Below are 7,623 nucleotides of genomic sequence, written 5' to 3'. Positions count from 1 at the left end.
ACGCCGAGGTGACCATCGAACAGAATGGTTACGTCATTTACCGTGCGTATGTACAGCCTGGCGCATTTGAGATTAACGATCTTTATCCCACCTCGAACAGCGGCGACCTGACGGTGAAGGTGAAAGAGGCCGATGGCAGCGAGCAGACCTTTATTCAGCCTTTCTCGTCGGTCGCGATTTTTCAGCGCGAGGGGCATCTCAAATACACGCTTTCCGGTGGGGAATATCGCGCCGGGAATTACCGCAGCGATGAGCCAAAATTTGGACAGTTTGATGCCATGTACGGGCTGCCGCTGGGTTTTACCGCCTATGGCGGCGCCATCCTGTCTGAGGATTACAACGCACTGGCGACGGGGCTGGGGAAAAACTTCGGCTACATTGGCGCGATCTCCATTGATGTCACCCAGGCTAAAAGCACGCTGGGGGATGGTCGCTCCGAAGAAGGCCAGTCTTATCGCTTCCTCTATTCCAAAAGCTTTAACGGCGGGACGGATTTTCGCCTGATGGGCTACAAGTATTCGACCAGCGGTTTTTATACCTTCCAGGAAGCAACAGATGTGCGCAACGACGCAGGCAGCGATTCTGCCAACTACCACAAGCGCAGCCAGATCCAGGCTAACGTCAGCCAGCAGATGGGCAGCTACGGTTCGGTTTATGTTAACGCTACACAGCAGGATTACTGGAATGATGAAGGTAAGCAGCGCTCCATTAACGCTGGCTATAACGGACGTATTGGCCGGGTGAATTACAGCGTGGCCTACTCCTGGACCAAAAGCCACGATGGTCGTGAGAGTGACCGCCTGTGGTCGTTTAGCCTGTCGGTGCCGCTCGGGCGGGTATGGAGCAACTATCATCTTACCACCGACCAGCATGGACGTACCCTGCAACAGGCGGGGTTAAGCGGCTCTGCGCTGGAAGACCATAACCTCAACTACAGCGTCCAGGAAGGGTATGGCAGCAATGGTGTTGGCAACAGCGGCAACGCCAGTCTGGATTACCAGGGGGGATTTGGCAATGCCAGCGTGGGTTATAACTACAACCGCGACAGTCAGCAGGTTAACTATGGTTTGCGCGGCGGGATTATTGCCCACAGCGAAGGGATTACGCTGTCACAGCCGTTGGGTGAGTCGATGGCGCTGATTTCGGCGCCGGGCGCGCGGGGCGCGAGAGTGGTCAATAACGGTGGAGTGACGGTGGACTGGATGGGGAATGCGGTGGTGCCCTACCTCAGTCCGTACCGTGAAACAGAGGTCGCGCTGAGAAGCGACAGCCTGAACAGCCAGGTGGATCTGGACAGTGCCTCGGTGAACGTGGTGCCCACGCGGGGTGCCATCGTACGGGCTCGCTTCGATACCCGCGTGGGCTACCGGGTGCTGATGAACGTCACTCAGGATGATGGCCGGGTCGTGCCTTTTGGCGCTACGGCCACGCTGGTGGATGATAAGAAAGAGAACAGCAGCATTGTGGGTGAAGAGGGGCAGCTTTATATCAGCGGAATGCCGGAGAGCGGGATGCTACAGCTGCGCTGGGGTAACGATGCCGATCAGCAGTGTCGCGTCAACTTTACGCTGCCAGAGCAGCAAAACAGCAGCGACGTGGTGATGACCCACGCGGTCTGTCGATAACAGGGAAGGAAAAGACGATGTATCAACGTATTTTTGCGCTAACCGGGCTGGTGTGTGCGGCGCTGTTTTCCCACCAGGCGCTGGCGGCAGACGACTGGGGTCCCTGCACGCCTATTGGCGGGACGCGTCAGTTTAATGCCCTGATGATTAAAACGGTGACCGATACCTCAGAGAACAGTTCAGGTACCGTGTTTCCAGATTTTTATGCCTGGGATCTGGGGGAAACGTATCAGGTGAAATGTGAGTGCCCTGATAATAACGAGTTTAATATCTTGCATTTTGCTGCAAAAACATCACTCCCTTTTGGGCACAATGATGGTTCAAAAAAGTATTTCATTGTAAATAACAATATTCAGATCGCGACCAAAATTTGGATCGAAGGGCTAAAGCAAGAGTATGTTGATGCGCCTTTTCCAGATGAGACAAATCTTTATAAAGGCCGCTCGGCATGTGATGTTAATCCTAATAATGCCGATAGATTTAGTACAGGCGCTAAAGGAAGCTTGTCGCTTTATATTCACCACCCCTTTGTCGGGCAACTGGATATACCCTCTACCAATATTATGGAGCTGTACGGTACTTATAAGCCCGGCGTATACAGTGCAACACCTATGTCTTCGGTCTATCTCAGTGGTTCTGTCACCGTGCCTCAGGGCTGTGAACTGGCCAGCGGTAGCACGCTGGAGATCCCCTTCGGTGAATTCCAGGCCCATGACTTTAAGGATCGTAAAGGACAACTTCCGGCCGGTGCCTCGCCGGTGACGAAAGAACTGCAGTTTAACTGCACTAATATCTCTGACGGCGTGAAAATTCTCCTGCGCATTGAGGGAACGCCGAATCCGAATGACAGTTCAGCCATCGATCTCGGCAACCCGGATATTGGCGCAGTGATCAAAAATGCCAGCGGCGTGGTGCTAAAACCGAATAGTACGGATGCGCAGGCGCTGACGGCCGCGCCGCTGACGGATAACATCCACCGTACTGCCTCCACCACGCTTTCATTCTCGCCTGTAAGCACAACCGGTAAGCTGCCGGAAACCGGCGATTTTGAAGGCATCGCCACCCTGCGAATTGATGTGGAGTAACGCCCGTGAAAAGGATAAACGCGATGATCTATGGCGGCCTGCTGATCTCCTGCGGTGCCTGGGCGGCTCCCGTCAATATAGGGTCTGCCGGAGATGTACACTTTACCATCAGCATTCGTCAGGGAACCTGCGAACTGGAGCAGGACAACATTGAGGTGGACATGGGGTCGGTAATGCTGCCGCGCCCGGTACAGGCTGGGCGTGAACTTAATCAAAAGGCGTTTACCATTGCGCTAAAAAACTGTGCTAACGTCGCCCGGACTTACGTCACGATGGATGGCCTGGCGGACAGCACGGACCCCCATCTTTTTGCGCTGGACAGCGGCGGCGCGACGGGGATTGCCCTGAAAATTAAAACCGACGAGGGTGTTCAGCAGTTTCCGCTGAGCACCGATCCCACGCCTTTGGCACATACCATCCCCACTGATGGAAATAACGCGCTGAGGTATATCGCCAGCTATGTCGCGGTCAGTCCTGATGCAAAATCGGGGGCGGCTAATGCCATGCTGAACTTCAGCGTTGTTTATGAATAGAGGAGTGGCTGACAGAACGTTAAATAATTCAACCTGGCTGGCTTGACGTGCTGGTGAAAAAGACAATAGTTAATACAGAGCCATAGGCTCTAAAATCTCGTCCTGAAAATGATAATAATCGCCGAATTCGGCTCTCTCTGGGGTCGCATTGATGATGATAAAAAAAATCAGTGGTCGCCATGCCGCTTCTGGCCTGGTGGGGATTTCAGCCTGTCTGTTTTTTTGTAATACAGCGTCTGCCTGGCAACAGGAATATATCGTTTCAGACGCCCAAAATAATACGGCGGAACGCTATACCTGGGACGCGGATCGCCCTCCGCGTTATGAGGATATTCTTGCTGAGCGTATTCAGTCGTCACAGGATGCGCCTGGTCTGGCCCTGAATGTACCGTCTGGCAGCACCCTGGACGGAGCGATGAGCGTGGGCTGGAATTTTCCGGTTTCAGCGGGCATCAACACCGGCCCGGTGGTGGCGTGGCGTTATGACGGCACGGCTCCCATGATGATTAACGAGTTTGGTGATAGTGCGACGATGCAAACGTCCAGCGACCCGCTCTGGCATGCCAGCGTCAGCACGCTGGGGTGGCGTGTGAATACCCGCTACGGCGATCTCCGTCCCTGGGCGCAGATTAGCTATAACCAGCAGTTTGGTGAGAATCAGTGGAAATCGCAGTTTGGCATGCCGCAGACACCCTCTCCGGCACAAAACGGCAACTGGATGGATGTGACCGTGGGAACGGATATGCCGTTTAACACCCACGTTGCGGCCTATGCGTCGCTTGCACAGGGGGAACATACCACCAGCGGAGAGGAGTTTTTGTATACTCTGGGTGTTAATGCAAATTTCTAGCGTTGTTACTTTTTTAAACGTTACGATAACATCCTGAACACAATAATCGCAGGGGTTACAGCGATAGCAGGTACTAACACTCTATCGCTTTATTCCCAGGCCAGGCCATTCATTCCCGATTCCAGGCATTTCATTCCGTTTCGCCTGCACTTCATGCCGTTTTACCCCATGCATATTAAGGTTTTGTTTATCGTTGTCCTCAGCGAATTCCCTTAATTTCTCTTGCAGGACAACTGCCATGAACACATCAACTTATAACCGCACGCGCTGGCTCACGCTCTTTGGCACCATCGTCACCCAGTTTGCGCTGGGCTCGGTCTATACCTGGAGCCTGTTTAACAGTGCCCTTTCCGATAAACTCGGCGCACCGGTTAGCCAGGTCGCGTTCTCCTTTGGTCTCTTGAGCCTGGGGCTGGCGATTTCGTCTTCCGTGGCGGGCAAGCTGCAGGAGCGTTTTGGCGTGAAGCGTGTGACCATGGCGTCCGGGATCCTGCTCGGCCTGGGTTTTTTCCTGACGGCGCATTCCAGCAACCTGATGATGCTGTGGCTGAGCGCCGGGGTGCTGGTGGGGCTGGCGGATGGCGCAGGTTATCTGCTGACCCTGTCGAACTGCGTGAAGTGGTTCCCGGAACGTAAAGGCCTGATCTCTGCGTTTGCCATCGGATCTTATGGTCTGGGCAGTCTCGGTTTTAAATTTATCGACGCCCACCTGCTGGCATCCGTTGGCCTCGAAAAAACCTTCATGATCTGGGGCGCGATTGTTCTGGTGATGATTCTGTTCGGCGCGACCCTGATGAAAGATGCGCCACAGCAGGAAGTTAAATCCGTGAACGGCGTAGTGGAGAACGACTTCACACTCGCGCAGTCCATGCGTAAACCCCAGTACTGGATGCTGGCGGTGATGTTCCTGACGGCCTGCATGAGCGGTCTGTATGTTATCGGTGTCGCAAAAGACATCGCGCAGGGGATGGTAAAACTGGATGCGGCCACGGCGGCCAATGCGGTGACCGTGATCTCCATTGCCAACCTCTCCGGTCGTCTGGTGCTCGGTATTCTGTCTGACAAAATCGCCCGCATCCGCGTGATTACGATTGGACAGGTGGTTTCGCTGGTCGGTATGGCGGCTCTCCTGTTTGCCCCGCTGAACGAAGCAACCTTCTTTGCGGCGATTGCCTGTGTGGCCTTTAACTTCGGTGGCACCATTACGGTCTTCCCGTCACTGGTGAGCGAGTTCTTTGGTCTGAATAATCTGGCGAAAAACTACGGCGTTATCTATCTGGGCTTTGGGATTGGCAGTATCTGTGGCTCGCTGATTGCTTCCCTGTTCGGTGGGTTCTATGTGACCTTCTGCGTGATTTTCGCTCTGCTGATTATCTCCCTGGCGCTCTCTACCACGATTCGCCAACCGCAGCGTGAAGTTTTCAAAGAAGTTCATGCGTAATGACGACACGAAAGGCCGGTTATCCGGCCTTTGTATTTTCTGAAAACGGGAAATAAAGCGTTTTTGTCTGTCTCGGGATTTGCTTTTTTGTAAATAACTGTACCGATCACACTCTCTTCTGCCACTTTTCTGCTTCCCTGTGGTCTACTTACCACGCCTCCAGACGTTTCATTGAACGATCCCTTGAGCGTATGTTTAATCTGTCTGCTTTTTAACCGAGGCAGGCGGCGGTACTGTCCCTTATTTCCGGGTAGCTTGCATGAAATACATTAAATCGATGGCGCAACAAAAGCTCTGCTTTTTGCTGGCGTTGTACATCGGCCTGTTTATGAATGGCGCGGTTTTTTTCCGTCGGTTTGACGGTTATGCGCAAGATTTTACCGCCTGGAAAGGAATTGCAGCGGTTGTCGAATTGGTCGCCGCGGTACTGGTCACCTTCTTTTTATTCCGTATTCTGACCCTGTTTGGCCGTCGCGTGTGGCGAGTGCTAGCAACATTTATCGTGCTGTGCTCGGCGGGGGCCAGCTATTACATGACCTTTATGAATGTGGTCATTGGCTACGGCATTATTGCCTCGGTGATGACCACGGATATCGATCTCTCTAAAGAGGTCGTGGGGTTGCACTTTATTCTCTGGGTAGTGGCGGTCAGTGCTTTGCCGTTGCTGCTCATCTGGAGTAACCGCTGCCGGTACACGCTGGTTCACCAGATCCGCACGCCGGGTAAACGCTTCAGAAGCGTTGCGATTGTTCTGCTGGCCGGGCTGATGGTCTGGGGGCCAATTCGTCTGCTGGAGGTGAAGCAGAAGTATGACGAACGTACCTCCGGCGTGGATCTACCAAGCTACGGCGGTGTGGTTGCCAACTCGTATTTACCGTCTAACTGGATCTCTGCGCTGGGGCTGTATGCGTGGGCACAGGTGGATGAGTCTTCTGATAATAAATCGCTGATGAACCCGGCGAAGAAGTTTACCTATGTCGCGCCAAAAGATATCGACGATACCTACGTCGTCTTTATTATTGGGGAAACCACGCGCTGGGATCATATGGGTATTCTTGGCTATGACCGCGATACAACGCCAAAACTGGCGCAGGAGAAAAACCTGATTGCCTATCGCGGCTACTCCTGTGATACCGCCACCAAGCTCTCCTTGCGCTGCATGTTCGTACGCGAAGGGGGGGCGAGCGATAACCCACAGCGGACGCTGAAAGAGCAAAACGTCTTCTCGGTGCTGCATCAGCTTGGGTTTACGTCTGACCTGTATGCGATGCAGAGCGAGATGTGGTTCTACAGCAACACCATGGCGCAGAACATTTCCTACCGCGAGCAGATTGGCGCGGAGGCGCGTAACCGCGGTAAGCCTGTTGATGACATGCTGCTGATTGATGAGATGAAGTTGTCTCTCAACGGCAACCCGAACGGTAAGCACATGATTATCCTGCATACCAAAGGGTCGCACTTTAACTACACGCAACGCTACCCGCGTAGCTTTGCGAAATGGACGCCGGAATGTGTCGGGGTGGATAAAGACTGCACCAAAGAGCAGCTGATTAACTCTTATGACAACTCCGTGATGTATGTGGATCATTTTATTGATTCGGTCATTGACCAGGTGCGTGATAAGAAAGCGATAGTGTTCTATGCGGCGGACCATGGTGAATCCATCAATGAATTCGAGCATTTGCACGGTACGCCACGTAAGATGGCGCCGCCGGAGCAGTTCCGTGTACCGATGATGGTGTGGATGTCTGACAAGTATCTGGAGGATCCGGAGAAAGCGAAGATGTTTGCTCACCTGAAAAAAGAGGCGGACATGAAGGTGCCACGTCGTCACGTTGAGCTGTACGACACTATTTTAGGCTGCCTGGGTTATACCTCTCCGGACGGCGGTCTGAACGAAAATAACAACTGGTGCAAACTCCCTGCCAGCACCGCTAAAGCCGCACAGTAGCTCGCCTGGCGAGAATATCGCCAGTTGAAGGGCTTTTTTAAATTAAGGGATTGACGGGGGCGCACCTCAGCAGTAAGATGCGCTCCGCATTCGGCGAGTAGCGCAGCTTGGTAGCGCAACTGGTTTGGGACCAGTGGG

6 protein-coding genes are annotated in these 7,623 nt (G+C 53.4%); all 6 read left to right on the top strand.

Translation table 11 applies throughout. The annotated features are described in order from the left end of the window. The coding region (locus LDK53_RS12010) for a fimbria/pilus outer membrane usher protein (protein ID WP_225287291.1) at nucleotides 1-1,625 on the top strand (1,625 nt) is incomplete at its 5' end. 17 nt (nucleotides 1,626-1,642) lie between these two features. Further along, complete coding sequence (gene lpfD, locus LDK53_RS12005; protein ID WP_225287290.1) at nucleotides 1,643-2,710, top strand: long polar fimbrial protein LpfD; 1,068 nt, start codon at nucleotides 1,643-1,645, stop codon at nucleotides 2,708-2,710. Nucleotides 2,711-2,733: 23 nt separating this feature from the next. After that, a complete protein-coding gene (lpfE, locus tag LDK53_RS12000) occupies nucleotides 2,734-3,243 on the top strand; it encodes a long polar fimbrial protein LpfE (protein ID WP_263643474.1) in 510 nt (169 codons plus the stop codon). A gap of 151 nt (nucleotides 3,244-3,394) precedes the next feature. After that, a complete protein-coding gene (locus tag LDK53_RS11995; protein ID WP_225287288.1) occupies nucleotides 3,395-4,093 on the top strand; it encodes an autotransporter domain-containing protein in 699 nt (232 codons plus the stop codon). 238 nt (nucleotides 4,094-4,331) lie between these two features. After that, the gene (locus LDK53_RS11990; RefSeq protein ID WP_008502767.1) at nucleotides 4,332-5,534 is read left to right on the top strand and encodes an MFS transporter; all 1,203 of its coding nucleotides are present in this window, start codon (nucleotides 4,332-4,334) and stop codon (nucleotides 5,532-5,534) included. A gap of 259 nt (nucleotides 5,535-5,793) precedes the next feature. Beyond that, nucleotides 5,794-7,485 carry a kdo(2)-lipid A phosphoethanolamine 7''-transferase gene (gene eptB, locus LDK53_RS11985; RefSeq protein ID WP_225287287.1) on the top strand — a complete coding sequence of 564 codons (1,692 nt, stop codon included), beginning with the start codon at nucleotides 5,794-5,796 and terminating at the stop codon, nucleotides 7,483-7,485. The last annotated feature ends 138 nt before the right edge of the window (nucleotides 7,486-7,623 follow it).

This window comes from Enterobacter sp. K16B (assembly GCF_020216105.1).
Classification (GTDB): domain Bacteria; phylum Pseudomonadota; class Gammaproteobacteria; order Enterobacterales; family Enterobacteriaceae; genus Enterobacter; species Enterobacter sichuanensis.
Note: the sequence above shows the minus strand (reverse complement) of the source record. Positions and strands in the feature narration are given on the sequence as shown.

Excerpts from the sequence above, each read along its gene's own strand:
- lpfD (WP_225287290.1), top strand. The coding sequence starts at position 1,643 with ATGTATCAACGTATTTTTGCGCTAACCGGGCTGGTGTGTGCGGCGCTG.
- lpfE (WP_263643474.1), top strand. The coding sequence starts at position 2,734 with ATGATCTATGGCGGCCTGCTGATCTCCTGCGGTGCCTGGGCGGCTCCC.
- LDK53_RS11995 (WP_225287288.1), top strand. The coding sequence starts at position 3,395 with ATGATGATAAAAAAAATCAGTGGTCGCCATGCCGCTTCTGGCCTGGTG.
- LDK53_RS11990 (WP_008502767.1), top strand. The coding sequence starts at position 4,332 with ATGAACACATCAACTTATAACCGCACGCGCTGGCTCACGCTCTTTGGC.
- eptB (WP_225287287.1), top strand. The coding sequence starts at position 5,794 with ATGAAATACATTAAATCGATGGCGCAACAAAAGCTCTGCTTTTTGCTG.